Here is a 26,330-nt window from a genome sequence, read left to right as displayed (position 1 = left end):
ATGGAGCAGAAGTTTTACATTTGCAAGCATTGCGGCAACATCATTGCCAAGGTCAAGGACACGGGCGTTCCCGTCATCTGTTGCGGTGAGCCGATGAGCGAGATCATCCCCGGTACCACCGACGCCGCCGTGGAGAAGCACGTCCCTGTCTGGACTGTGGAAAACGGCATCGTTCATGTCAAGGTCGGCTCCGTAGAGCATCCCATGCTGCCGGAGCACTACATCGAGTGGGTGTCCCTCCACACCAAGCAGGGCAACCAGCGCAAGGAACTGCACCCGGGCGAGAAGCCGGAGGTCTGCTTTGCGCTCTGCGAGGGCGACGAAGTCGAGGCGGTCTACGCCTACTGCAACCTCCACAGTCTGTGGAAAGCGTGATCGTTCCGCGCATGGTATCTTAGAACCAACATAGAGAACTGAATGTCATGTATTGCAGGCAGGAGGCAAACAAGTCATGAAAGCACATAAATATTGGTCAATCGGAGCGGTAATTACCATGTTTGGAACTTTTTGCACTGGATATAAAGGCTCAAAAACAACGCATAAGTACCTTGCGCTTAGTTCCTTGATCTGCATGGTTATGGCAGTATATACGGGTCATAAAATGATTTCAGGGAATAAGAAAACAAAGAGAGTAAAACAAGCGGAAGCTGTGGATATTCTTTGAGTAAGATAGGAATCGTTATTGTTTCTGATGACGATAAAGTCGGGCTAATGTTGTGTGCGAAATATAAAACATCAAAGGAGAATTTCATTATGAAATATGTATGTGATGTGTGTGGTTGGGAATACGATGAAGAAAAGGGCTATCCGGAAGGCGGCATTGCACCGGGTACAAAATGGAAAGATATTCCGGATGATTTTGAATGCCCCTTATGTTTAGTTGGCAAAGATCAGTTTTCTGCGGCTGAGTAAAGAAGTACAACAGGACCTATAAATAAAGAGCTGTGAAGCGGTATCTTACATACTGCTTCACAGCTCTTTTGGGTTTGTACAAAAATTTCCGTAATGTGACCTCGTCACAGAAAAATGCTTTACCATGCGGTATGATAAAGCCACGATAAAGAAAGAGGTGGCGAACATGAAAATCAAGCTCAATCCCGATCAGGAGATTGTCAATACCATCCGGGAAGGACTCAAGCGCACCGGAGGATACTGTCCCTGCCGCAGGGAGCGCACAGAGGCAACCAAATGTATGTGTCAGGAGTTTAAGGATCAAATTGCAGATCCGCTCTTCGAGGGATTCTGCCACTGTATGCTCTATTACAAATCCTTACAGGATTAAGGGGGGAAAGCTATGTTGTCAAAGAAACTGGCCGCCGTAGATAGGACGCGGTGTGTCGCCTGCGGTGTGTGTGAAAATACCTGTCCACTGGGGGCCGTCAAGGTGCGCCGTGGCTGCTACGCCGCCGTGGAGGCGGAACGCTGCGTAGGCTGCGGCAAGTGCGCAAAGCTCTGCCCCGTCGGCTGCATTGAGGTGAAAGTGAGGGCTGACGCATGAAAGCGAAGCATTGGTACGATTACCTGTGGGTATATGCCATCATCTATTTTGCACTGGGCTTTTTCAATATCCTGTTCGCGTGGCTGGGCATGATCGATTTTCTCTTGCCGCTGTTCTTAGCCATCTTTGGCGGGAACAAATTCTTTTGCAACCACCTCTGCGGACGGGGACAGCTGTTCAGCAAGCTGGGGACTGACCTTAAATGCTCCCGCTGTAAGCCCACGCCCCGCTGGATGGCCTCTAAGTGGTTCCGTTATGGCTTTTTGCTCTTTTTCCTGACGATGTTCGGCAACATGGTGTTCCAGACCTATCTGGTCGCTGCTGGTGCTGCGTCCCTACGGGAGGCCATTAAGCTGTTCTGGACATTCCGTGTGCCTTGGGGCTGGACTTATACTGCCGGTACAGTCGCTGATTGGGTGGCGCAGTTCAGCTTCGGCTTTTACAGCCTCATGCTGACCTCGCTGCTCATCGGCCTCATCGTCATGGTGCTCTATAAGCCCCGGACATGGTGTGCTTTCTGCCCCATGGGAACCATGACGCAGGGCATTTGCAAGCTGAAAAACAAAGAATAATTAAGGATAACAGAAAGGAGTTTTTCTCATGACTGAACTGAAAATTACTGCTGCGAATTTTGAAAACGAGGTACTGCGTTCCGACCAACCCGTTTTGCTGGATTTCTACGCCGACTGGTGCGGACCGTGCAAACTGCTCTCTCCCATACTGCATGAGCTTGCCGAAGAAAAAAGCGGTGCGCTCAAGGTGGGCAAGGTCAATGTGGACGAGCAGATGGAGCTGGCAATGCGTTTTCAGGTGTCCAGTATCCCGATGCTGGTCGTATTCAAGGATGGAAAGGCCGTTGCCAAATCGGTGGGCTATCGGCCTAAGTCGGAGATTGCCGCAATGGTGGAGGGCGCAAGATGAAAGTTGTAATCGTAGGCGGTGTGGCGGGCGGTGCTTCTTCCGCCGCACGCATCCGCCGTTTGGATGAACACGCGCAGATCATCATGATCGAGCGCAGCGGCTATGTGTCCTATGCCAACTGCGGTCTGCCGTATTATGTAGGCGGCGTGATCAAAGAACAAGAAGAACTGACGTTGCAAACTCCGGAGAGCTTCTGGGACCGCTTTCGCATTGATGTACGGGTACGGCAGGAAGTAACTGCGATCAATCCCGCAGAGAAAACCGTCACCGTCCACGCACTGGACAGCGGGAAGGTCTACACGGAAACCTATGACAAACTGCTTCTTGCCCCCGGCGCAAAGCCGACGGTTCCTGCGCTTTCCGGCGTGGACAGCGAGCGGGTCTTTACCCTGCGCACTGTGGAAGACACCCTCCGCATTCGACGCTTTGTAGAGGATCAGAAGCCGAAAACCGCTGTTTTGGCTGGCGGCGGCTTTATCGGTCTGGAAATGGCGGAAAACCTTGTGGAGATGGGCGTTTCGGTTACCATCGTCCAGCGTCTGAAGCAGCTATTAGCGCCGCTGGATGCGGATATGGCCAGCTTTGTCCATGCGGAAATGCGCAGACACGGCGTGGCTCTGCGGTTGGATGAAACCGTCACTGGATTCCGACAGGACGGAGATTCCGTGCTGACGCTGCTGGAGGAAAGTGAGCCGCTGCGCTCCGACATGGTGCTGCTGGCCATCGGCGTCACGCCGGACACCCATCTGGCAAAAGAGGCCGGACTTGAGCTGGGCATCCGGGGCAGCATCGCTGTCAACGAGCGGATGGAAACCTCCGCGCCGGATATCTACGCTGTGGGCGATGCCGTAGAGGTCACCCATTTCGTGACCGGCCAAAAAGCATTGATCTCGCTGGCGGGGCCTGCCAACAAGCAGGGACGCATTGCCGCCGACAACATCTGCGGCGGAAACAGCCACTTTCACGGCTCTCAGGGTTCGTCTGTTCTGAAATTGTTTAGCTTGACCGCTGCCTCTACGGGGATCAATGAAAAGGCGGCGCAGGCAGCAGGGATTGCTTACGACAGAGTCGTACTTTTCCCAGCATCCCACGCTACCTATTATCCCGGCGCACAGTCTATGGCAATGAAGGTGCTGTATGAAAAAGAAAGCCTGCGGCTGCTGGGTGCGCAGATCGTTGGCGGCGAGGGCGTGGACAAGCGCATTGATGTACTGGCAACGGCCATTCGCGCAAAAATGACAGCTTTGGAACTGACGGAGCTTGACCTTTCCTATGCGCCGCCCTATTCCTCTGCCAAAGACCCGGTCAACATGGCAGGATTTATGATCGAGGATTTGGAGAGCGGGAAGGTGCGGCAGTTCCATTGGAATGAGGTTGAGGACTTGCCCTGCGATGGCAGGGCGACGCTGCTGGACGTCCGCACGGCGTGGGAGTATCAGCGGGGGCATCTGGACGGCTTTCGGAACATTCCCTTGGACGATCTGCGGGAGCATTTGGACGAGTTAGACCGGGACAAGCCTGTCTATGTGAATTGCCAGACAGGGCTTCGCAGTTATCTGGCCTGCCGTCTTTTGACGCAGTACGGTTTCTATTGTTCCCATCTCTCCGGCGGATACAGTTTTTATCAGGTCGTAACAAAAGAGCAGCAGACAGCGCGGAGCGCCTATCCCTGCGGAATGGAGAAGCTATGAGTGAAAATTTATTTGGTTTGACGGTTGCGGCAGATAAAGGCTTGGATGATCTGCAATGCCAGCGCCTTTTAAGTGAAAATCGCAAGTATCAGGAAGTCATGCTGCAATACCGATGTGCGCTGAAAGCACTTGAAAGCAGGTTGGAAATTCTAAACGAAGAGTTTTCATTGCAGCATGATCGCAATCCGATAGAAAGTATAAAAAGCCGCTTGAAGTCGCCGTCCAGCATTATGAATAAGATGCAGAAACGCGGACTTCCTCTGGATTTTCCGACCATGCAGACAAATATCATGGATATTGCCGGTGTGCGGGTGATCTGCTCTTTCGAGGAGGATGTGTTCTTTTTGGCAAAGTGCTTAAAAAAACAGTCTGACATTGAAATCATCACAGAGAAAGATTATATTTCACACCCTAAGCCAAATGGCTATCGCAGTCTGCACCTGACGATCCGGCTGCCGGTATTCTTTGCGGAAAAAGTGATCCATGTGCCGGTGGAGATACAACTCCGTACAATCGCTATGGACTTCTGGGCAAGCCTTGAGCATACCATCCGCTATAAGAAAAACTTGCCGATAAATGCTGAAGTCGAAACTGAACTGAAAGAGTGCGCCGATTCCAGCAGAGAATGGGACGGTAAGATGGAACATTTACTGCATATCATAACATAATGTGTCGAATATAAAATGAAAAGCACGCACTTTGGTGCTTGCCTTGGACTTGCCAGGGACCGCCTTATCCGCCTTGGGTGGGCGACCCCTGCGAGCCCCAACCAATTTCTCCGCTTTCTGGTTTTCAGGCATAGTCTTTTCTGCTTTCGGCGGACTGCCACGGCACAGCTTTTTCGGCTTCTATATTGTAAGGAACATGGCTTTTCGCTGAATGGAAAGCGAAGCTGACCCGGGCTGGAGCGGTCTGTGTAAAACGATATATTTTTTTGGAAATTATCTTGACAAAATTTATCAAGATTGATATGATGGCATTAACAAGCAAGCGAAAAGAGGATGTGGAGCATGATCATCACCAAAGAGACGGACTACGCACTGCGCATTTTGCGGGTGCTGCTGGACGGGGAGAAGCATTCGGTGGCCGAGATGTCGGAAACGGAATTGATCCCCAATCAGTTTGCCTACCAGATTCTGCGCAAGCTCTCCGCCGGCAATTTGGTGCGGGTGAGCCGCGGCGCCCTCGGCGGCTGCGCGCTGTCCTGCGATCTGGACGCGACCTCCCTCTACGATCTCATGGGGGTCATGGGGGAGCGGGGCATCCTGTGCGCCTGCATGGAGCCGGGATATGAATGCCGCTGGCAGGACAAGCATGGGCGGTGCGCCATCCACTGTCAGCTGGCGGCCTTGCAGCTAAAGCAGGATGAGGCGTTCCGTGCCGTGAGCCTGCGCAGGCTGCTGACCGGCGGATCCGATCCCCAAGATACAAGCAAGCTGTAAAATTTTAAGAGGAGGTACCCATATGCTGTTTCAAACCACGGCGGCGCACGAAGAGCTGCGCGCGAAGATCCGGAGTTTTGCGGAGGAGGAGATCAAGCCCCTCGCATTTTTAATGGATCAGAACAATGAGTTTCCCGAGGAGGCTGTCAAGAAGCTGGGTAGCTGGGCTGGATGGGCATTCCCTACCCCAAGGAGTACGGCGGTGCCGGTCTTGATGCCCTGAGCTACGCCATCGCGGTGGAGGAGCTGGCCCGTGTGGACGGCGGCGCGGGCGTAATCCTCTCCGCCCACGTCTCCCTCGGCTCATGGCCCATTTTCGCCTATGGCACCGAGGAGCAGAAGAAGAAATATCTGGTTCCGCTGGCCAAGGGCGAGAAGATCGGCGCCTTCGGCCTCACGGAGTCCAACGCCGGATCCGACGCCGGCGGCACGGAGACCACGGCGCTGGATAAGGGGGACTACTACCTCCTCAACGGCGGCAAGATCTTCATTACCAACGCCCCTAAGGCGGACACCTATGTGGTTTTCGCTGTCACCACGCCGGACATCGGCACCCGGGGCATCTCCGCTTTCATCGTAGAGAAGGGCTGGAAGGGCTTTGAGTTCGGCGACCACTATGACAAGATGGGCATTCGCTCCTCCTCCACGGCGGAGCTGATCTTCAACGACGTGAAGGTTCCCAAGGAAAACCTATTGGGCAAGGAGGGCGAGGGCTTCAAGATTGCCATGTCCACGCTGGACGGCGGACGCATCGGCATCGCCGCGCAGGCGCTGGGCATCGCCCAAGGCGCGTTTGAGCACGCGTTGAGCTATTCCAAGGAGCGCGTCCAGTTCGGCAAGCCCATCGCGGCCCAGCAGAGCATCGCCTTCAAGCTGGCGGATATGGCCACCAAGCTGCGCTGCGCCCGGTTCCTCATCTATTCCGCGGCGGAGCTGAAGGAGCAGCACGCGCCTTACGGCATGGAGTCCGCCATGGCGAAGATGTACGCCTCGGACATCGCGCTGGAGGTCACCAACGATGCCTTGCAGATCCACGGCGGCAGCGGCTTCCTCAAGGGCATGGAGGTGGAACGGGCCTACCGCGACGCCAAGATCACCACTATCTACGAGGGCACTAACGAGATCCAGCGGGTGGTCATCGCCTCTCATTTGGTGGGCAGGCTGGGCAAGAACTCCGGCGGCGAGAGCCGTTCGGCGGCTAAGAAACCCGCGCCCATCACCGGCATTCGCAAAAAGACCATCTTCCGGGAGGGGGATGCTGCCCAGCAGGTGGCCGACCTTGTAGCGGCACTGAAGAAGGATGGTCACGACTTCTCCGTGGGCATCCCTATGGATACGCCCATCCCGCAGGCGGAGCGGGTGGTCTCCGCGGGCAAGGGCATCGGGGAGAAAAAGAACATGAAACTGGTAGAGTCGCTGGCCAAGGCTGCCGGCGCGGCCATCGGTTCTTCCCGCCCTGTGGCGGAGACTCTCAAATATCTGCCGCTGAACCGCTATGTGGGTATGTCCGGTCAGAAGTTCACCGGCAATCTGTACATCGCCTGTGGCATCTCCGGCGCATCCCAGCACCTTAAGGGCATCAAGGACGCCTCCACCATCGTGGCCATCAATAAGAACGGTAACGCGCCTATCTTCAAGAACTGCGACTACGGCATCGTGGGCGATGTGGAGGAGATCCTGCCCCTGCTCACTGCTGCGCTGGATAGCGGCGAAAAGCTGCCCGCGCCGCCTATGGTAAAGATGAAGCGGCCCACACCGCCGAAGCCCACCCCCATCGGCGACCGCTACGTCTGCAGCGGCTGCGGCTACGAGTATGTGCCGGAGTTGGGCGACGAGGACGGCGAGATCGCGCCGGGTACGCTCTTTGAGCAGCTTCCCGCCGAGTGGGTGTGCCCGGAGTGCGCGGAGACGAAGGATCAATTTGTAAAGGCTTGAGCCGTGAAGGAGGTAAGATAAGATGTATTGCGTGCGTAAAGTAACAAACGACCTCTACTGGGTGGGCGCCAACGACCATCGCCTGGCCCTGTTTGAAAACTGCTTTCCCATTCCCCGGGGCGTAAGCTACAACGCTTACTGCCTGCTGGATGAAAAGACGGTGCTCTTTGACACGGTGGACTGGTCTGCCTGCCGCCAGCTTTTGGAAAATCTGGCGTATGTGCTGGATGGCCGCGAGCTGGACTACCTGCTGGTCAACCATCTGGAGCCGGATCACGCCGCCTGCATCGAGGAGATCCTGCTGCGCCATCCCAAGGTGAAGCTGATCTCCAACGAGAAGGCATTCATGCTCATGCGGCAGTTCGGCTTCCATGTGGACGGACATGAGTGCATCGAGGTGAAGGAGGGCGACACCTTCTCCTTTGGCAAGCACACCGTCACCTTTGTGGGCGCGCCTATGGTTCACTGGCCGGAGGCCATGGTGACCCTCGACGTCACCGACGGCGTCCTCTTTTCCGCCGACGCCTTCGGCACCTTCGGCGCGCTGGACGGCAAGCTGTTCGCCGACGAGGTGGACTTCGAGCGGGACTGGCTGGACGACGCCCGCCGCTATCTCACCAACATCGTGGGCAAGTACGGCCCCCACATCCAGCTCCTGCTGAAAAAGGCCGGCGGCGTTTTGGATCAGATCAAGTACATCTGCCCGCTCCACGGCCCCGTGTGGCGCAAGGATCTGGGCTGGTTCATCGAAAAGTACGACACATGGAGCCGCTATGCCCCTGAGACCCAGGGCGTGCTCATCGTCTACGCCTCCATGTACGGCAACACGGAGAACGCGGCGCAGGCGCTGGCGGCGTCGCTCTGCGATAAGGGCATGAGCAAGGTGGCGATGTACGATGTGTCCTCCACTCATGTCTCCCAGCTGATCTCCGAGGCGTTTAAGTACAGTCACATTGTCCTGGCCTCTGTGACCTACAATCTCGGCATCTACCCCGCCATGCATGACTTCCTCATGGATATGAAGGCACTGAATCTGCAAAACCGCACCTTTGCCATCATTGAAAACGGCTCATGGGCGGTGAAGTCCGGTGACCTCATGCAGAAATTCGTCAACGATGAGCTTAAGAACATGACGGTGCTCAACGAGCGGCTCAGCCTCGCCTCGTCCATGGGCACGGACAAGCGCACTGAGCTGGAAGCACTGGCGGACGCATTCTGGAATCTATGAAGTAACTGGCAGGAAAGCCAAAACCAAGACAACAGACAACAAACAGCCCCGCCGTGTCGGCTGCAGAAAAACCGGCTTTCAAAAATAGAGCGGGCAAGCGTGATACTGCGCTTGCCCGCTCTTTGCCCAAAAGGACATGAGAAGTGACCGGAGAAGATGAGAGGATCGAAATGGAGATCAGAAAACGAAACGGGAAGTCTGTTCCTTTTCAACAGGAGAAAATTTTCAACGCCATGAAAAAAGCGTTTGATGGACAGGGAAGGGAGATTGGGGGCGGAGAACTGGAGGAGATCCTCGCCGCCGTTCTCGACAATCTCTCCGTCACAGTACCGCTCACCGTGGAACGTGTGCAGGACGAGGTGGAGCGGACGCTCATGGAGCGCGGACACTATGAGGTGGCCAAGGCGTACATCCTCTATCGCGAAAAGCGGTCTGCGCTGCGCCGCGTCCGGCATACCATCGCGCAGACGGTGGGGGATAACTCGCTTGACGAGGTGCTGCGCCGTATCCAGATGGATTTTACCGAGGAAATCTACTCCCTCGCGGCGCTTCAATTGAAGTTTGAGAGCTTCTGTCGCCCGGGCATGACGGAGGATGAGAGGGCTGAGGCACTGACCAAGGCAGCGGTAGAGCTGACTACGGCAGAGGCACCCAAGTGGGAGTTCATCGCGGCGCGGCTTCTGAACCACTCCTTTCGCTGTCGCAACGCACAGGAATGGGAGGGGCGCGGCGTCGGCGACCTCTATGGCAGGCTTCGCTATCTGACGGATAAGGGACTCTACGGTGACTATATTCTTGCCCACTATACCCACGAGGAGATCGCTATGGCGGAGGACTTTCTCTGCCCGGAACGGGACGAGTTGTTCACCTACTCCGGCCTTGACCTGCTGCTCAAACGCTATGTGATCCAGTCACGCAGCCGCGTGCCGCTGGAAACACCGCAGGAGATGTTTTTGGGTATCGCGCTGCATCTTGCTATGAACGAAAGCTCTGACCGCATGGGGTGGGTAAAACGCTTTTACGATATGCTCAGCCGTATGGAGGTCACGATGGCGACACCTACCATGTCCAACGCACGAAAGCCCTACCATCAGCTTTCAAGCTGCTTTGTGGACACTGTGCCGGACAGTCTGGACGGCATCTACCGCTCGCTGGACAACTTCGCAAAGGTCTCTAAATTTGGCGGTGGAATGGGGATGTACTTCGGTAAGGTGCGCGCTGCAGGCAGCACCATCCGCGGCTTTCAAGGGGCGGCGGGCGGTGTTATCCGCTGGATCCGGTTGGTCAACGACACCGCCGTGGCGGTGGATCAGTTGGGGATGCGGCAGGGCGCTGCGGCGGTTTACTTAGACGCATGGCACCGGGATCTGCCTGAATTCCTTCAACTGCGCACCAACAACGGCGATGACCGCATGAAGGCGCATGATGTGTTTCCCGCCGTGTGCTATCCGGATCTCTTCTGGCGACTGGCGGAGGAGAACATAGACGCGCCGTGGCATCTCATGTGTCCGCATGAGATCCTCACGGTCAAGGGCTACGCACTGGAGGATTACTGGGGTACAGAATGGGAGAAGCGGTATCTGGACTGCGTCAATGACCCGCGCATCGAAAAGCGCAGCGTCACCGTCAAGGACATCGTGCGGCTGGTGCTTCGCTCGGCAGTGGAGACCGGCACGCCCTTCGCCTTCAACCGCGACAGCGTAAATCGTATGAACCCAAACGGCCACACGGGAATGATCTATTGCTCCAATCTCTGCACGGAGATCGCACAGAACATGGCGCCCATCGAGCATATCAGCACTGAGGTGCACACGGAGAACGGCGACACAGTGGTGGTGACGGCCACACGCCCCGGTGAGTTTGTGGTCTGCAACCTGGCGAGTCTGTCTCTCGGTAATCTGGCGGTGGAGGACGAGGCCTATCATGGAACGCACGGTGGAAACGGCCATCCGCGCACTGGATAATGTGATCGACCTCAACTTCTACCCGTTGGAATACGCGCGGCTTACCAATCAGAAGTACCGCAGCATCGGCCTGGGCGTCAGCGGCTACCACCACATGCTGGCAAAGCGCGGCATCCGATGGGAGAGCGATGAGCACCTTGCCTTCACCGATGCGGTATTCGAGCATATCAACTACGCCGCCGTCAAGGCGGACACAGCACTGGCACGGGAAAAGGGCCGCTATGCGCTCTTTGAGGGCAGCGACTGGCAGACAGGCGCGTATTTTGAAAAGCGAGGTTATACCTCAGAAAAGTGGCGGGCGCTTGCGGAAACGGTGGCGGTGCAGGGAATGCGCAACGCCTATCTGCTGGCTGTCGCACCCACTTCCAGCACATCCATCCTCTCCGGCACGTCGGCGGGCATCGATCCAATTATGAAGAAATTCTTTTTAGAGGAAAAAAAGGGCAGCATGCTGCCCCGCGTTGCTCCGGAGCTTTCTATGGATACATGGTGGTACTATAAGGCGGCGCATCTGATCGACCAAAGCTGGTCGGTACGCGCCGCGGGCTTTCGCCAGAGACATATTGACCAGGCGCAGAGCATGAATCTCTATATCACCAACGACTATTCCATGCGTCAGGTGCTCAGACTGTATTTGGAGGCGTGGAGGGCCGGCGTCAAGACCATTTATTATGTCCGCAGCAAGGCCCTTGAGGTCGAGGCCTGTGAAAGCTGCTCGTCATAAGGAGGATAGCATGATGGAACTGAAGAAAAAGCCCCTCTTTAACCCGGAGGGCGACCCTGATGTGCGCCTGCGGCGCATGATCGGCGGCAATACCACCAACCTCAACGACTTCAACAATATGAAGTACGCTTGGGTCAGCGACTGGTACCGGCAGGCCATGAACAACTTTTGGATCCCTGAGGAGATCAATCTCTCGCAGGATGTGAAGGACTATCCCCGCCTGCTGTCAGCCGAGCGCAGCGCCTACGATAAAATTCTGAGTTTTCTTGTCTTTTTGGATTCCATTCAGACAGCGAACCTGCCTAATATCGGCGCCTACATTACAGCCAACGAGGTCAATCTCTGCCTGTCCATTCAGGCGTTTCAGGAGTGTGTCCACTCACAGAGCTACAGCTATATGCTCGACACCATCTGTTCCCCCGTGGAGCGCAATGACATCCTCTACCAATGGAAAACGGACGAGCATCTGCTGCGCCGCAACACCTTCATTGGGGACTGCTACAACGAGTTTCAGGAGCGGAAGGACGCTCCCACGCTGCTGCGCGTGATGATGGCGAACTATATTTTGGAGGGCATCTATTTTTACAGCGGCTTTATGTTCTTCTACAATCTCTCCCGAAACGGGAAGATGCCCGGCTCGGCGCAGGAGATCCGCTATATAAACCGCGACGAGAACACGCACTTGTGGCTGTTCCGCAATATCATCACGGAGCTGCAAAAAGAGCAGCCGGAGTTGTTCACCGCCGAGAGCGTACAAGCGCTGCGCGAGATGATGCGTGAGGGCGTGGAGCAGGAGATCGCATGGGGGCATTATGTGATCGGCGACGACATCCCGGGGTTGAACCGGCAGATGATTAGCGATTACATCCGCTATCTCGGCAATCTTCGCTGGACGAGCCTTGGCTATCCGGCATTGTATCCGGGCTTTGAGAGCGAACCGGAGAGCATGGAATGGGTCAGCCAGTACGCTGACGCCAATATGGTCAAGACCGATTTCTTTGAGGCACGCAGTACCGCCTACGCCAAGAGCACCGCACTGATAGACGATTTATAAGAAAACCAAAGGCATCAGAATAGGAGGTATTTTTTATATGGATATCCGAACGGTAACAGATGCCATCCGCTATGTAGGGGTGGATGATAACACATTGACACTCTTTGAAAACCAGTACCTCGTCCAGCCTATGGGAGTGAGCTACAACTCCTATGTCATTCTGGACGAGAAAATCGCCGTGATGGACAGCGTGGACGCACGGGCGGCGGAGGAATGGCTTTCCAATGTAGCGCAGGTGTTGGGGGGGCGCAACCCCGATTATCTTGTGGTCACACACATGGAGCCGGATCATTCCGGCAGCCTCATGCGGATAGCGCAAGAGTACCCGGAGATGAAGATCGTGGGAAACGCGAAAACATTTACCCTGATCAAGCAGTTCTTTGGCACGGGTGCATTGTCGGAAGACCGTATGCTGGAGGTTGGCGAGGGCAGCACGATCTCTCTGGGCTCACACCGGCTGCGCTTCCTGCTGGCACCGATGGTACACTGGCCGGAGGTGATGACGGCGTATGAGGAAACGGAAAAAATCCTGTTCTCGGCGGATGCTTCGGACGCTTTGGCTCACTGGAACGGACTGCCCGTGCCCCCTGGGTGCCGCAGGCCCGACGGTATTATTACAATATTATCGGGAAATATGGCGCACAGGTGCAGGCTCTGCTGAAAAAGACCTCCGCGCTGGAGATCCAAACGATCTGCCCGCTCCATGGTCCCGTGCTTACAGAAGGGCTGGAGGAGTGTCTGCGGCTCTATGATCTCTGGTCACAATGGGAACCAGAAGAATCGGAGAGCATACTGATTGCCCACGCATCCATCCATGGAAATACTGCCCATGCGGCGAAGACCCTCAAGGGTAAATTAGAGAAAAAAGGCGTGCAGGTCAGCATATGTGATCTCACTGTGACAGATCTTTCCTACGCTGTTGCCAGTGCGTTCTACTGCGGGAAACTGGTGTTGGCCTGCTCCACTTATGACGGAGGACTGTTCCCGCCCATGAAGGCCTTTTTGGATCATTTACAGACAAAGGGATTCCGAAACCGCCGGATCGGCCTCATGGAAAACGGCTCATGGGCCCCTGCTGCCGCGCGGCTGATGCGCGCCGAGTTGGAAAAGATGAAGGAACTCCGACTGTGTGAAACGGAGGTATCGCTGCGCGGCGCACTGAACCAAACCAGCGAAGCGCAGATGGACGCTCTTGTGGCGGAGCTCTGCGCGGAATAAGCTGCAACAAACCGCAGCTATTCTCGTACAGATGATGGTCTTACTCATCTGCTTTATGTCCCAAGGGCAGAGTACCGTCATCTCAGGTTGAGGTCACGATGTGGTGTGGGGCGAGAACGGAGTCTTGAGAATACCCAAACAAAAGAAAGGAGCTGACAGATATGGCAGCTATGAATATGAATCAGGAGCAGTTTGAGCAGGCGACCCGGGGCGAAAAGCCCGTTTTGGTGGATTTCTGGGCGCCTGGTGCGGCTATTGCCGGAGGATCGGCCCTGCGTATGAGAAGATTGGAGAGGAATACGCGGACAGCCTCGTTGTCAGCAAGATCAATATTGACGAGGAGCCGCGGCTGGCGGGGGCCGAGGGGATCGAGGTCATCCCAACTCTGGTGCTGTACCGGAACGGAAAGGCCGTGGATTCCATCACCGCGCCCGGCTCAAAAGCAGAGATCGACCGCTTCATTCAGGAAGCCTTGGCGAAATAACGGAGGATTCAGATATGAACAACAATCATGTTTATGATATGCTCGTGGTGGGCGGCGGCCCGGGCGGCTACACCGCCGCCCTGTACGCGGCCCGGGCGGGGCTGGACACCGTCGTGCTGGAAAAGCTGTCTGCTGGCGGGCAGATGGCCCTGACCGAGCAGATCGACAACTACCCCGGCTTTGAGAACGGGATCGACGGCTTCTCTCTGGCGGAGAAGATGGAAAAGCAGGCGGAGCGTTTTGGGGCACGCAGCGAATACGCGGAAGTTCTCCGCATGGATCTGACGGCGGTTCCCAAGCTCGTGGAGACCAGCGAGGGGATCTTCCGGGGGAAAACCGTGGTGCTGGCCACCGGCGCAGACCCCAGACGCTGGGCGTTGCCGGAGAGACGGAGCTGTTGGGCCGGGGCGTGGCCTACTGCGCCGCCTGCGATGGGATGTTTTACAAGGACAAAACGGTGGTCGTGGTGGGCGGCGGCAATTCCGCCGCGGCAGATGCCCTCCTTCTCAGCCGCGTGGCGAAAAAGGTGATCCTCGTCCACCGCAGAGACACCCTGCGGGCCACCAAGATCTATCACGAGCCACTGGAACAGGCCGAAAATGTGGAATTCCGCTGGAACAGCACCGTTTCCGCGCTGCTTTCCGGGGACAGGCTGACCGGCGTACGCCTGCGGGACACCGTCACCGGTGAGGAAAGCGTGGTGGACTGCGACGGCGTATTTGTCAGCGTGGGCCGACAGCCCGCCACGGCGCTGGCGGTGGGTCAACTGGCGCTGGACGGCGGCGGCTATATCGTGGCCGGAGAGACCACGGAAACCAGTATTCCCGGCGTTTACGCCGTGGGCGACGTGCGGACGAAGCCCCTCCGTCAGGTGGTCACCGCCGTGGCGGACGGCGCGGTGGCAGTCCACATGGCGGAGAAATATATCGCGGAAAACCGATAAGGAAGGTAGATTGAAAAAGCCATGTTTAAGGTCAGGCCGGATACGACCGCAGTGGGGATGCCGACATATCTGCAAGGAAAACTGCCAGAGTGATGGCAGATAAGATCACCCATGTAAGATCGGGAGATATGTTGTCTCTCCATATCCAGTCCACGCAACAGTGAGCAACTGAACACAAAACACAGCCACAGATGTACTCTGCGGCTGTGCTTTTATGCATAGTACTTACGGAAAGGATTCGATGAGCAGATTTCTGTGATACGGATTTTGGATTCTCGCAGAGAGGAATTTCGATTGAGTAAAGCATATGAGCAGTTTAAGCGTTCTGGAAAAAAACAAGCGAATTTTGTAAAACAAATCTTCGGATGCATGATGTGAAGTCGTATGATTTTGTGAAGCAGTATTTCAGTAATCCTCAGCTCTTGGTGAAAGCCATAAAAGAGTATCGCAGAACAGCAAATACCCCCAAAGGAGAATACAGATTGTCTGATTTGCTGAGATGAGCGTTGCTTTTTTGATACATTAGCCGTGACTCAAATGGTCACCAGGAGATAAACGGGTACCAGTTTACAGAAAACAGGATAGAATCGTCTTCGATGCCTCGTTGGGAAACCAACGAGGTATTTTTTTTTGCCCCAATCCGACTGCATAGGACACTGAAAAAATCAAAACAAACCATATGTAGTCCTGCAAGGACAACCAAAGTGCGCCTACGAGGCCAACGCGAAACCGGAGGATTCTTGTTAAACTTACTTTGTAAGGACGAAAGTCCGGATGTCCCTTGAAAACTGAATACTCATTCTTCAGGTACATTCCTGTTTGGTCGAGCCTTCGACTGCACGCCATGAAGCCCATCGGGGCGATAGCGGTTTCGCAGAAGCAAATGCCGGATTGCAACCGGCGGCGGTGCTAAAGCCAGACAGGGACAATGATACTTCCGTAATTCGCGGTCCGGCCATAAGGAAGGCGGGATGGTTAAATTCCAATGGAGCAGTGAAGCACACTGCCGCCTGTGAGAAATCCTACATCTCTGGGGTGATAAGAAAAAGTACAGAGAAACCATATTTTCAGAAAGCACTGCTGGGTGCTGTATCAGCATGATACCTGGCAGGCTTTATCCATATCAGTGTATGGAGATTGGAGACAACAGAAAATGAAAGAAAACTGGGTTTATCGGCGAGGTGATTTATATCTCGCCAATCTCGGTGTTCCGGTTGGATCAAAGCAGGGCGGTGTTCGTCCTGTTGTGGTTCTTCAGAATGATGCCGGTAATTATTATGCGCCGACAATCACGATTGCTCCGCTGACATCGAAAATTGAGAAGAAGCGAAAGCAGCCAACGCATTTCTTTCTCCGTAAAGCAAAGGGACTGGCAAAACCGTCTATGGTATTGGCAGAACAGCTCGACACCTGCGACAAGATATGCGTGATTCGCTATCTTGGGCGGGTAAGTAAGGGGCAGATGCGTGGGATTGACGAAGCTGTAAGGATTCAGCTTGGTTATTACATTCCGGAACAGGCAGAGAAAAAAAGACAGGGCAAATGCCGAAAGGAAGGCGAAGAAGGCGATGGATAAACTGATTACAAGGAAGGAAGCAGCCAGTATACTGGGAATCAGCGTAAAAACACTGGATGCTGCAAGAACAGACGGTTTGATCTCCTATGTTCAGTATGTGGAAAACGGCTGCGTTTATTTCACGGAAGTGGGGATTCAGGAGTACATTGCAAAATGTACACACCGTGCAAAACCGATGGAACGTGCTGCGACATATCGCAAACCTCGAAGCTTTCGGCGGTGAAAATCGACATCGTTGAGTATGGACGATGAATCCGCAATAATGAAAGCAACAACAGAATTGGAGGTAATGATATGGCGGCAAGAAGAATGATGATTCCCGATTATGGTACGGTGAGTATGAAGGGAACGCAGTATTATCGAACCCGTGTAACAGATCAGCAGGGGCGGCGGGTTTCCTTATATGCAAGAACGAGAGAGGAACTGTACCAGAAGGAACAGGAAGCGATCCAGCAGATTGAGAACAAGACGTATCGCCGCAGTACACCTACAGTGGAGGAGTATTGCGAGAAATGGTTGCTGATGCAGTCGGCACAGATCAGGATGACAACGCTGATTGACTATACATCGAAAGTGAAGAACTACATCATTAAGCCATTGGGCGATATGCATATGGGAGATGTAACAGCAGATGACATTCGCCTGGCACTGCTGGCGGCATCAAAAAAGTCGGCATCCGTGTACAAATCGGTGAGCGTTATATATAAGTGTATTTTTACGGCAGCAATGGAGAGCAAGATCATTGATGAGAATCCGACCATCTATCTGAAGAAGAATGTGGGAGGAATTCCCCAGAAGGAACGCCTCCCGCTTACGGATGAGCAGGTGGATAAGCTGCTGGATGCCATTTACGGCTTGCCGCCGTATGTGTTTGTAATGCTGGGGCTGTACGCAGGATTGCGGAGAGAAGAAATCCTCGGACTTCAATGGGATTCGGTGTATCTTGATTGCGAGGCTCCGTACCTTACCGTTCGGAGAGCCTGGCATACGGAGCATAATCGTCCGGTGATTCTGACAGAGCTGAAAACAAAGGCAGCGCATCGGAATGTCCCTCTGCCGGACAATCTTCTGGAATGTCTGAAAGAGGCGAAGAATACATCGACATCGGATTATGTGGTTGCAAACCGGGATGGAGACCCGTTGTCCTATACGCAATTCAAGAGATTATGGCAGTATATCGTAACCCGTACCACCAAGGAACGCTGCTATTATCGCTATGAAGATGGCAAGAGGGTAAAGCATACGGTGAAGCCGGTTCTGGGGCAAAAGGCGGCACACAATGGAAATGTGGTTTACAGTCTGGACTTTGAGGTGACTCCGCATCAGCTGCGGCACACCTATATTACGAATCTGATTCATGCTTCGGTTGATCCGAAGACAGTTCAGTATCTTGCCGGTCATGAAAGCAGCAAGATCACCATGGATATTTACGCCAAGGTGAAATACAATCGCCCAGAGCAGCTCGCAGGAGTGCTGGAAGATGCTTTTGCATCGTGGGATTAAGAGTAAATCAGAAAAAACTTAGGGCAGGGATGGTCAAAAATCCCTGCCCTTTTTACATACATTCGACATCCTTGAAGGAAGTGGTGTACGCCATGATAATAAAAGTGACAACACGCAATATATGAAGATAGACGAGGAGGAGAACACATGGCTAAAGGAAAAAAGCGTCCTGCTGAACTTCCGGAATACGGAACAGTGATGATGAAAGGGGTACAGTATTATCGTACCCGAATTACAGATGCAGACGGAAAGAGAGTGGCAATCTATGGGCTGACACGCGAAGAATTGTATGACCGGGTGGAAGATGCCCAGAAGAAAATTGCAGAAGTGGTTTTCCACAGAGAGAATCCGACCGTGGAAGAGTACTGCGAAAAATGGCTGCTGATGCGGTCTGGAACGGTAAGAACCAATACGTTGGAGGGATACGAGCGGATGGTGAATCGGTACATCGTGGGTCCAATTGGACAGATGTATATGGATGAGGTGACCACAGATGACCTGCGGCTGCTGATGGTTCCGCTATCAAAAGGTTCTTCCGGAATGTATGGTCAGCTTAATATGCTGATTAAGAACATTTTTAATTCGGCAGAAGAGAGCAAGGTGATCAAAGAGAATCCATCCAAAACGATTTGCGCAAGAGGAGGAAAGCCTGCGAAACGGCGCGAAGCTTTGACGGATGAACAGACTGCCATTTTGCTGGATAGCATTCGTGAGCTACCACCGTATGTTTTCGTAATGATCGGCTTGTACGCGGGATTGCGTAGAGAAGAGATTCTTGGATTGAAATGGGACTGCGTATTCCTGGATGAAAAAACGCCGTACATTTCTGTAAGGCGTGCATGGCATGTGGAAGGCGGTGAGCCGGTGGTCAACACACTTTTGAAGACTCCGGCAGCGAAGCGAGATGTTCCGATTCCCAAATGCCTGGTAGCCTGTCTCAAGGAAGCAAGGGAAAAATCAGAATCGGAATATGTGATCTCCAATTCAAAGGGAACTGTTTTGACGGAAGCACAGTTTGTGAGGGTCTGGAAGTACATAACAGTCCGTTCCACCGCAGAACGCTGTTATTACACCTATGTAAATGGGCAGTCCATCAAGCATAGAATAAAGCCAAGGCTTGGTGAGCATCAGCCGAACAATCCCAAGCTGGTGTATACGATGGACTTCAAGGTGACTCCGCACATGCTGCGGCACACCTACATCACCAATCTGATTTACAAAGGTGTTGATCCAAAGACGGTGCAGTATTTGGCAGGCCATGAGAACAGCAAAACGACTATGGACATCTATGCGAAAGTTAAGTATAATAAACCTGAGAAATTAAGCAGCGTTGTGAATGCAGCATTCGGGCTGCGTTAAACGGCACCAAAAATCTCGCGATTTCGTGGGTTTACCTATGGGTTTACTGAGAGAGGGAAGCCCGAAAAAACGCATGAATACTGGACTTTTGGGATCAAGGTCAGGTGAATACGGTCTCAAAGCAGCTCGTCGCGCTCCGCAGTTCAGCAAGCGATAATCGACTGCTCAGACTATATCAAAATGGTTCAAAAACCCCGGAAAATCAAGGTTTTCCGGGGTTTTCTTATACCTAAATGGGCTGATATAGTTTGACCAAATTTGGCAAAACGAGAGCCGTTTTCACCCAATTTTTAGTGGTTAAATATAGGACAACCGCCAAAAATGGGGTCAAAAAACGGCCTTAGTGGTTAAAAAATAGGACAACCAGAGAGCAATTTCGGGGGTATTTTTGAGGGCAATTTTGGCACTCTCAGACACCAAATTTTTCGCCGGAGAGTTTGGCATAATCTGACCAAATCTGAACAATTAAATACGATTCTAATGCAGGCACTCAGTAACAAATAACTGGGTGCTTTTTTCATTTCAGGGAAAAAGATTCCTGCATTAGAAAGGGCCGTCACTTTATGATTTTGAAGTGGCGGCTTTTTCTATTTCCAGAAGCAATAGCAACAATTAGAAATGAGGTGAAGTCAATGAACACGCAAATCATTGCCATTGCCAACCAGAAAGGCGGCGTTGGCAAGACAACGACCTGTGCCAACTTGGGAATCGGGCTGGCGCAGGCCGGAAAGAAAGTCCTGCTGATCGACGGGGACCCGCAAGGGAGCCTGACAATCAGCCTGGGCCATCCCCAGCCGGACAAGCTGCCCTTTACGCTGTCGGACGCTATGGGGCGTATCCTGATGGATGAGCCGCTTCGTCCCGGCGAGGGTATCCTGCACCACCCAGAGGGTGTAGACCTGATGCCTGCGGACATCCAGTTGGCGTGGCTGTGCTTATTACCTATTCCTCGCAGAATGGTGCGATTTTGCTGGTTATAGCTTTTTTGATTAGCCCGATGGGATTGCCGCTGGCGGCGATCTGGCTGTTGGGTAAGGCGCAGGATTTGAAATTTGCGATCCAGGATTGGATGTATGGGTAAATGATGTGAATATAATCTGGAATGAAAAGAAGCAGGACAATGGGAGATGAGACCCAATGCCCTGCTTCTGGGTTATTTGGAATGAACGGTAGTGTATTTCTGGTTTTTGCTTTTGGGTTTGTCTGGAAACATCATTTCAAGTTTACCAGAAGATAATAAAGGCTTGAGGTAATATTTGCTGAAGTGAGAACGGCTGGAAACATCAATATATGCTTGCATTTCATCTCGACTTTTAGGATCTGCACAAAATTCCAATAGCAAGTTTTGCTTGCTGATCACAGATGTATCATGTGCGCCATCATGTGCGGCAACATGTACGGAAGCACCGCACATGTTGTAGTTTACATTTTTCAAGATGACTCTGAAATCTGTCGCTGTTGAGAAAAATTCGGGCTTATATGCCTCTGTGTATCCAGGCAGCTTTTCGGTTTCACTGACGATTTTGCGTATGCCACTTCCACGGCGTTCCATATACTTCATGCGGTGGAACAGGTCAGCAATCACAGGGTTTCGTCGCATGGAACGGATACTGTAAATATCGTATTCCTGAATTGAGCCGTCGCCAAACATACCGCCCGGAGATGTGATTTCCACCCGATCATCAAACATATCAATATGGATTTCGCTGCCAAGCACAATATAATCACGATGGATAAGCGCATTAACAAGAGCCTCTGTCACAGCTCGTTCAGCATAATCCGGCTTGTCTACACGATACTGTGCCTTTTTGACAAAACGGACTTTGGAATTATTGCGAATAAATTCACTGCCGCTGTTCAGTAAATAAATCAAATTTCCCTCGTATTCTTTATCGTCCAGCGCATCATCAAAGATAGAGCCTTTTTCCAAGCCATTCCACCGGGTACAGAACATACGGGAGTTATAAACCGTGAGCTGATCGGTCATGAGTTTTCCGGCATTGGTCAGGAGTCCATCAATAAGGAAGATGATATGGTGGAAAGCAAGTCTGAAAATGGCTTGCTTTTTACTTTAAAATGATGTTAAGTGATGATAAAGAAAATTGAATCTCCCAAAGAAATTAAAAATAATCGGATTTTATGTTTTACATAAATTTAACACACTTTTACTTTTTTCGAATTGATTATGTTAGGTCTTTTTGTTATACTGTACTACAATACTATTTGAGAGGAGGAATATTTAACATGGACGAAAGTGATAATGATTCTGAAGCGAACCAATTCAATAGAATTTTTATTTATATATCGCAAGGCATGGACTATGTATTCGGAACATAGACCATGTCTTTTGTTGCTTTTAAGTAAGTGTGATATTTAGATAATTTTATTGTAGAAAGGTTTTATTTATGAGTACATCAATTTTGATTCTTTTAGTAGTGCAGATTATTTTAATTATATTAAACGCGATTTTTGCGAGTGCAGAGATCGCTGTTTTATCAATGAATGAAACAAAGCTAGAACGAATGGCAGAACAAGGTAATGGTCGGGCAAAGAGATTAGTACGATTAACGCAAGAGCCGGCACGATTTCTTGCGACAATTCAGGTTGCAATCACATTGTCGGGATTTTTAGGAAGTGCTTTTGCAGCAGATAATTTCTCAGAACCTTTAGTTGATTGGGTTATTGGAATGGGAGTGAATATTCCACGTTCTACTTTAGATACCATAGCTGTTATATTGATTACATTGATTTTATCATATTTCACGTTGGTTTTTGGCGAATTAGTTCCAAAGAGAATCGCAATGAAAAAATCTGAAGAACTGGCAATGGGGATTTCAGGATTGGTTACGGGAATCTCTATCTTATTTAAGCCAATCGTTTCATTTCTTTCACTATCAACAAATATTGTCTTGAAAATTTGTGGTATTGATCCAAATGAAGCGGAAGATCAAGTGGGTGAAGAAGAAATACGTATGCTTGTTGATGCGGGAAGTGAAAAAGGAACAATAGATCATCAAGAAAAAGAGTTTATTCAAAATGTTTTTGAATTTAATGATATTATGGCTGGTACGATTGCTACACATCGAACAGATGTGACAATATTATGGATGTCTGATGATGTGAAGGAGTGGGATGAAACAATCCACAATACACGACATACCCTTTATCCCGTCTGTGGAGATTCGATAGATCATGTTATTGGCATTTTAAATGCAAAAGACTATTTTAGATTAAAAGAAAAAAGTAAGGATATGGTTATAGATTCTGCAATTTCTGCACCATACTTTGTTATGGAAACTACAAAAGCAGATGTACTTTTTAAAAATATGAAACAATCGAAGCAATCTATGGCGATTGTATTAGATGAGTATGGTGGAGTGGTTGGAATAGTAACTCTTTTTGATTTATTAGAAGAAATTGTTGGCGATTTAAACGATATTGAACCAATATCGTCGGAAGAAGAAACTGTTATTATAAGAATAAGCGATAACAAGTGGGAAGTGAAAGGAAATATACGATTAAGTGATATTGAAGACGCTATAGGTGTTACATTTACAGCAGAAGATTGTGACACATTTACTGGAGTTGTATTTCAAAAATTTGGTATGGTACCAAAGGATGGGGATACAAAAATAGAATTAGAAATAGAAAATATGCATATAATCATTGACAAAATAAAAGAACATCAAGTTGAACATGCAATTATAGAAATTTTAGAATAAAATTTTGAAATGCATTTGAAAATTATTTTAGAAACAAGGGGATATATCAGAAGAATACATATACATTTTCAAATACAACAGGGATAGAATGATGTTGCGATAAAAAAGAGGGAGAGACACATTTGTTTAATCCATGAAGTCCAATTTTGCCGTTGACGGACGAACACATGCAGAGTACCGCAAGACCAAATCGGAAATGCAGGATTGGCTTGTGGCGCAGAAGATTATGCAGGAAAACCTGAAAGAGGACGAGCAGAAAAAGAGCAGCTGCATGAGCAGGAAGTGCGGCAGGAAGAAGAAAATAGACAAAGCAGTCGATGATGGAATGTCCGGTGCAGTGTGGGTGTAATGCTCATGCTGCACCGGGCTTTTTTCTTTGAAAATGATTTTTTATAATGTTGATCTTTGACTGCTCTTAACTCAAAAAGAGTTATAATACGGAAAAAGAGTTAAGAATGCAGGTGATGACATGGAATATCTCGATAAAGTTCTTGGAGTCAAGGTTACCTATGAGGACGTAGAGTTTAAGCATGGAGTGACTGTCTTGGATGCGGCATATTTGATTCCATTTAAGGCAAAGCATGGATGGATTTGACAGATCGTAAGGCCGCAGGAGAACACGTTGATAGCAAAAATATTAAGAAACATAACAGTATTTTGCGAACTCATTCCTCGAACAGATACAGAAGATATCCGTAACCCTCTGCTTTCATCTTTGCGTAAGGCACAAAGCGCAGGGCCGCACTGTTGATACAGTAGCGCACGCCATTGGGGGACTCCGGATCGCCAGTGAACACATGACCAAGGTGAGAATCTCCGGCACGGCTTCTGACCTCTGTACGGCGCCTGCCGTGGCTCAGATCCTCCAGTTCCACCACGGCAGGCTCTTCAATGGGCTTTGTGAAAGCCGCTCAGCAGCAGTACCGCGGTGAGCAGAAGCGGCAATACTCTCCAATACATGGTGTATCCCTCCTTTCGGAGAAGATAAATTCGTTTGTCAGCCCATATCGGCGGCAAGAGCCTGGTCGATGAGCTTTTGCAGCGTCTCCGCCTGCTTCTTTTCCGTGATGGCGCCTACGATGGGTTCACCCACGATATTGCCGCTGCGGTCGACCACATAGGTGGTGGGATAGGCAAAGATGTTGGTGGTAAACTTTCCCGCCTCACCGTCGGAGTCAAAATACACATTCTGATAGGTGGCGCCCTTCTTGGCAAGCACATCCTTCGCCTCGGAAATTGCCGTTTCGTCGCCGTCCAGCGTGAAGGTGTTAACGCCGATGAGGGAGCCGCCTTTCTCCGCCAGTTCCTTGTTCAGCGCATCCAGCTCGGAAAGCTCGCCTACGCAGGGATTGCAGGTGGTGAACCAGAAATTCACCACGGTGACGGCGTTGGCGGAGAACAGCTCGTCGCTCTTCACCGTGTTGCCATTCAGGTCCTTGCCCTCAAAGACAGGGAATTTCTGCATGCTGCCGTCATCAGGCGGCGTGGTCATGTCGCTGCCCGCGGGCACGCTCATAGCGCCATCCGTAGATTGCTGTGCCGCCTCGGGGTACTTTTTCTCTATCATGGTCAGCTTGTTTTCAATCTCGCGGATCTTCTCTGCCGCCTCCTTGAGCAGCTTCAGCTCATCCTCCGTAAACTGATCTTTGGAACCTTCGATGGTGTCCAACAAGAACTCACCATAGTTTTTGCCGTCCTCCTGCATGGTCATGCCCTTGTCGGCCGCTATGAAAACTTTTTCCCAAAGCGCTGTGTTCTCCGAGAGAATGGCATTTTCCTGCGCCATCAGCTCCTTGTGCATGGCAACCGCTTCCTCGGCATTCTTCGGTTCGCTACTCATTCCGTCCATTTTGTCTCCGCCCTTTGTGGCGCAGGCTGCCAGAGAGAGCACCATCAGTGCAGTAAGCAGCAGAGCCAGAATTCTGCCGGCAGTATTCGTCCTATTCATCTTCATTCGTTTTATTCCTCCCTGTTAGTGTTGTTTGTCTGTAGTGTTTCCGCTGCTTTTGCCTTATCTTTACCGTCTCCGAAGCCGTAGCGGAAGCACACGGCTTTCGTCGGACAGGCGCGGATGCACATTCCGCAGCGGATGCACTCGGTATGGTTGGGCGTTTTCGTCACATCCACATCCATCTTGCAGGCTCTGGCGCATTTCCCGCAGGAAACGCACTTATTCTTATCCACCTTCATCTGGAAGAGGGACACCCGGTTGAACAGCGCGTAGAACGCGCCCAGCGGGCAGAGCCACTTGCAGAACGGTCGGTAGAACAGTACGCTCAGCGCAATCACCGACAGCAGGATGCTGAATTTCCATGTAAATAGCTTGCCCAGCGCCGCCCGGATGCCGGAATTGGCAAGGGACAGCGGGATGGCTCCCTCCAGCACGCCTTGGGGGCAGAGGTATTTGCAGAAGAACGGATCTCCCATGCCAACATCGTTCACAAGGAACGCCGGTAGCAGGAAAACCATCACCAGCAGGACAGCGTATTTCAGGTATGTCAGCGGATTCAGCCTCTTTGTGGAAAGCTTCTTAGTGGGGATTTTGTGCAGCAGCTCCTGAAACCAGCCGAAGGGGCATAGAAAGCCGCAGATAAAGCGCCCCAGCAGCACGCCCAGCAGAATGAGGAAGCCTATGATATAGTAGGAGAAGCTGAACTTGGAAGACCCCACCACCGCCTGAAACGCCCCAATGGGGCAGGCCCCGGACGCCGACGGACAGGAGTAGCAGTTCAGCCCCGGTACGCAGACGGTCTTCCCCGCCCCCTGATACAGTCCGCCCTTGAGAAAGTTCGGCAGATGCAGGTTGGTCAGCAGCGTCGCCCCCGCCTGAATCCAGCCCCGGAAGCGGGACATGGTCTGTGAAACGCCTGAAAACTTTTTACCCAATGCCCACACACTCCAGACATAATTTGATTGCTTTGCTCAGCACTGTCGCCGCCTCGCCCCGCCAGACACCGAAGCACAGCATGGCGGCTCCGGCCATCAGCAGCACGATCTGCGCCGCTGCCTTTTTCTCGCAGCTCATTTTTCATCACCCTTTCCGATTTTCTGTCCCTATCATAGCGCGG

The 26,330-nt window shown here is 51.8% G+C and carries 22 protein-coding genes and 9 pseudogenes; 26 read left to right on the top strand and 5 right to left on the bottom strand.

Annotated features, from left to right (window positions below; translation table 11 throughout):
* The 23 genes and pseudogenes from DWZ16_RS02130 to DWZ16_RS01995 form a co-directional block, all read left to right on the top strand.
* On the top strand, nt 1-375 hold the full coding sequence (locus tag DWZ16_RS02130; RefSeq protein WP_033120174.1) for a desulfoferrodoxin family protein: 375 nt from the start codon (nt 1-3) through the stop codon (nt 373-375).
* A 76-nt stretch (nt 376-451) separates the two neighbouring features.
* Nucleotides 452-664 carry a DUF6219 family protein gene (locus DWZ16_RS02125; RefSeq protein WP_107000761.1) on the top strand — a complete coding sequence of 71 codons (213 nt, stop codon included), beginning with the start codon at nt 452-454 and terminating at the stop codon, nt 662-664.
* 89 nt (nt 665-753) lie between these two features.
* Nucleotides 754-912 carry a rubredoxin gene (locus tag DWZ16_RS02120; RefSeq protein ID WP_118297398.1) on the top strand — a complete coding sequence of 53 codons (159 nt, stop codon included), beginning with the start codon at nt 754-756 and terminating at the stop codon, nt 910-912.
* A 124-nt stretch (nt 913-1,036) separates the two neighbouring features.
* Nucleotides 1,037-1,282, top strand: a complete 246-nt coding sequence (locus DWZ16_RS02115) for a ferredoxin-thioredoxin reductase catalytic domain-containing protein (RefSeq protein WP_118297397.1) — start codon at nt 1,037-1,039, stop codon at nt 1,280-1,282.
* Nucleotides 1,283-1,294: 12 nt separating this feature from the next.
* Nucleotides 1,295-1,498, top strand: coding sequence for a 4Fe-4S binding protein (locus tag DWZ16_RS02110; protein WP_118297396.1), 204 nt, complete (start codon nt 1,295-1,297; stop codon nt 1,496-1,498).
* The gene (locus DWZ16_RS02105; RefSeq protein WP_118297395.1) at nt 1,495-2,070 is read left to right on the top strand and encodes a 4Fe-4S binding protein; all 576 of its coding nucleotides are present in this window, start codon (nt 1,495-1,497) and stop codon (nt 2,068-2,070) included. Before DWZ16_RS02110 ends, DWZ16_RS02105 begins: the two co-directional genes overlap by 4 nt.
* Before the next feature lie 28 nt (nt 2,071-2,098).
* Nucleotides 2,099-2,419 (top strand): thioredoxin, encoded by a 321-nt coding sequence (trxA, locus tag DWZ16_RS02100; protein WP_118522216.1) that lies wholly within the window; start codon nt 2,099-2,101, stop codon nt 2,417-2,419.
* Entirely contained in the window at nt 2,416-4,110 is a 1,695-nt protein-coding gene (locus DWZ16_RS02095; protein ID WP_118522215.1) for an FAD-dependent oxidoreductase, read from the top strand. The genes trxA and DWZ16_RS02095 overlap by 4 nt, the downstream gene beginning before the upstream one ends.
* Complete coding sequence (locus DWZ16_RS02090; protein ID WP_118522214.1) at nt 4,107-4,778, top strand: GTP pyrophosphokinase family protein; 672 nt, start codon at nt 4,107-4,109, stop codon at nt 4,776-4,778. The genes DWZ16_RS02095 and DWZ16_RS02090 overlap by 4 nt, the downstream gene beginning before the upstream one ends.
* A gap of 342 nt (nt 4,779-5,120) precedes the next feature.
* Nucleotides 5,121-5,552: an RrF2 family transcriptional regulator gene (locus DWZ16_RS02085; RefSeq protein WP_118522213.1), complete on the top strand. Its 432-nt coding sequence runs from the start codon at nt 5,121-5,123 to the stop codon at nt 5,550-5,552.
* A 22-nt stretch (nt 5,553-5,574) separates the two neighbouring features.
* Nucleotides 5,575-7,487 (top strand): annotated as a pseudogene (locus DWZ16_RS16465) (acyl-CoA dehydrogenase family protein).
* Between the two features lie 22 nt (nt 7,488-7,509).
* A complete protein-coding gene (locus tag DWZ16_RS02075) occupies nt 7,510-8,715 on the top strand; it encodes an FprA family A-type flavoprotein (RefSeq protein ID WP_118522212.1) in 1,206 nt (401 codons plus the stop codon).
* Between the two features lie 170 nt (nt 8,716-8,885).
* Nucleotides 8,886-11,403: pseudogene (locus tag DWZ16_RS02070) on the top strand (ribonucleoside-diphosphate reductase subunit alpha).
* Nucleotides 11,404-11,413: 10 nt separating this feature from the next.
* Entirely contained in the window at nt 11,414-12,457 is a 1,044-nt protein-coding gene (locus DWZ16_RS02065; protein ID WP_098924544.1) for a ribonucleotide-diphosphate reductase subunit beta, read from the top strand.
* A gap of 37 nt (nt 12,458-12,494) precedes the next feature.
* Nucleotides 12,495-13,675: pseudogene (locus DWZ16_RS02060) on the top strand (MBL fold metallo-hydrolase).
* Between the two features lie 161 nt (nt 13,676-13,836).
* A pseudogene (locus DWZ16_RS16460) lies at nt 13,837-14,159 on the top strand (thioredoxin domain-containing protein).
* Nucleotides 14,160-14,173: 14 nt separating this feature from the next.
* Nucleotides 14,174-15,102, top strand: a pseudogene (gene trxB / locus DWZ16_RS02050) (thioredoxin-disulfide reductase).
* A 1,153-nt stretch (nt 15,103-16,255) separates the two neighbouring features.
* Complete coding sequence (locus tag DWZ16_RS02035) at nt 16,256-16,678, top strand: type II toxin-antitoxin system PemK/MazF family toxin (RefSeq protein ID WP_117484750.1); 423 nt, start codon at nt 16,256-16,258, stop codon at nt 16,676-16,678.
* Entirely contained in the window at nt 16,671-16,901 is a 231-nt protein-coding gene (locus tag DWZ16_RS02030) for a hypothetical protein (RefSeq protein WP_002576363.1), read from the top strand. The genes DWZ16_RS02035 and DWZ16_RS02030 overlap by 8 nt, the downstream gene beginning before the upstream one ends.
* A 71-nt stretch (nt 16,902-16,972) precedes the next feature.
* Complete coding sequence (locus tag DWZ16_RS02025) at nt 16,973-18,181, top strand: tyrosine-type recombinase/integrase (protein ID WP_118522211.1); 1,209 nt, start codon at nt 16,973-16,975, stop codon at nt 18,179-18,181.
* A gap of 147 nt (nt 18,182-18,328) precedes the next feature.
* Nucleotides 18,329-19,540: a tyrosine-type recombinase/integrase gene (locus tag DWZ16_RS02015; protein ID WP_118522210.1), complete on the top strand. Its 1,212-nt coding sequence runs from the start codon at nt 18,329-18,331 to the stop codon at nt 19,538-19,540.
* Between the two features lie 632 nt (nt 19,541-20,172).
* Nucleotides 20,173-20,466 (top strand): annotated as a pseudogene (locus DWZ16_RS02000) (AAA family ATPase); the annotation flags it as partial.
* Nucleotides 20,460-20,621 (top strand): annotated as a pseudogene (locus tag DWZ16_RS01995) (CD1845 family protein); the annotation flags it as partial. The pseudogenes DWZ16_RS02000 and DWZ16_RS01995, both read left to right, overlap by 7 nt.
* A gap of 72 nt (nt 20,622-20,693) precedes the next feature.
* Here DWZ16_RS01995 and DWZ16_RS01990 read toward each other — a convergent pair.
* Nucleotides 20,694-21,557, bottom strand: a pseudogene (locus tag DWZ16_RS01990) (ATP-binding protein); the annotation flags it as partial.
* A 388-nt stretch (nt 21,558-21,945) separates the two neighbouring features.
* Here DWZ16_RS01990 and DWZ16_RS01985 point away from each other — a divergent pair.
* The 3 genes from DWZ16_RS01985 (at nt 21,946) to DWZ16_RS16455 (ending at nt 23,857) form a co-directional block, all read left to right on the top strand.
* Complete coding sequence (locus DWZ16_RS01985; RefSeq protein WP_118522209.1) at nt 21,946-23,262, top strand: hemolysin family protein; 1,317 nt, start codon at nt 21,946-21,948, stop codon at nt 23,260-23,262.
* A 211-nt stretch (nt 23,263-23,473) separates the two neighbouring features.
* Nucleotides 23,474-23,611, top strand: coding sequence for a hypothetical protein (locus DWZ16_RS01980; RefSeq protein WP_233430213.1), 138 nt, complete (start codon nt 23,474-23,476; stop codon nt 23,609-23,611).
* Between the two features lie 120 nt (nt 23,612-23,731).
* The gene (locus tag DWZ16_RS16455; RefSeq protein WP_270231192.1) at nt 23,732-23,857 is read left to right on the top strand and encodes a hypothetical protein; all 126 of its coding nucleotides are present in this window, start codon (nt 23,732-23,734) and stop codon (nt 23,855-23,857) included.
* 70 nt (nt 23,858-23,927) lie between these two features.
* On the opposite strand, the pseudogene DWZ16_RS01975 reads toward DWZ16_RS16455, so the two are convergent.
* The 4 genes and pseudogenes from DWZ16_RS01975 to DWZ16_RS15375 form a co-directional block, all read right to left on the bottom strand.
* Nucleotides 23,928-24,170, bottom strand: a pseudogene (locus DWZ16_RS01975) (peptide-methionine (R)-S-oxide reductase); the annotation flags it as partial.
* A gap of 89 nt (nt 24,171-24,259) precedes the next feature.
* Nucleotides 24,260-25,210 (bottom strand): TlpA disulfide reductase family protein, encoded by a 951-nt coding sequence (locus tag DWZ16_RS01970; RefSeq protein WP_182427289.1) that lies wholly within the window; start codon nt 25,208-25,210, stop codon nt 24,260-24,262.
* A gap of 11 nt (nt 25,211-25,221) precedes the next feature.
* Entirely contained in the window at nt 25,222-26,115 is an 894-nt protein-coding gene (locus DWZ16_RS01965; RefSeq protein ID WP_182427288.1) for a 4Fe-4S binding protein, read from the bottom strand.
* Between the two features lie 25 nt (nt 26,116-26,140).
* A complete protein-coding gene (locus DWZ16_RS15375; protein ID WP_181357199.1) occupies nt 26,141-26,287 on the bottom strand; it encodes a CD1871A family CXXC motif-containing protein in 147 nt (48 codons plus the stop codon).
* Between the last annotated feature and the right edge of the window lie 43 nt (nt 26,288-26,330).

The sequence above is a fragment of the Clostridium sp. AF29-8BH genome, from assembly GCF_003478145.1.
In the GTDB taxonomy this organism is placed as follows: Bacteria; Bacillota; Clostridia; order Lachnospirales; family Lachnospiraceae; genus Otoolea; species Otoolea fessa.
This window is presented reverse-complemented; position numbering and strand designations above follow the sequence as displayed.